This window comes from Brevibacillus sp. MCWH (assembly GCF_013096935.1).
GTDB classification, from domain to species: Bacteria; Bacillota; Bacilli; order Brevibacillales; family Brevibacillaceae; genus Brevibacillus; species Brevibacillus aydinogluensis.
In genome coordinates, this window is the sequence record NZ_SDLF01000244.1 from 1 (window position 1) to 388 (window position 388).

Sequence of the window (388 nt, forward strand, 5' to 3'; positions counted from 1 at the left end):
GTTTTACGCCATTGATCGTTTTGGGCGGTTTAACCCCCAAAGCATCATAGACTGTGGCTGTAATATCGCTTACGTGGGTGAATTGTTCGCGCACTTCCCCGGCAGCCGTTATTCGATCGGGCCAGTGAATGATCATAGGTGTCCGAATTCCCCCGGCCAACGTGCTGTTTTTATATTTCCCGAATGGCGTATTGCTCACTTGAGCCCATCCTGCCGGATAATCACTCGTAGCGGCTTCTCCCCCGATTAAGCCTGCGCGTTTTTCAACTTCTTCAAAGCTCTCTTTAGAAGCGTTATAGGCAACCGCTGGGTTGGTCGAGCCATTTTCCCCGCCGATCGAACTGGCCCCATTATCTGAAGTTAGAACAATAAGCGTATTGTCCAAAAC

1 protein-coding gene is annotated in these 388 nt (G+C 50.0%); it reads right to left on the bottom strand.

Going from position 1 to position 388, the window contains the following annotated elements:
- On the bottom strand, positions 1 to 388 hold a 388-nt coding region (locus ETC00_RS20290), incomplete at both ends, for a sulfatase-like hydrolase/transferase (RefSeq protein ID WP_171567798.1).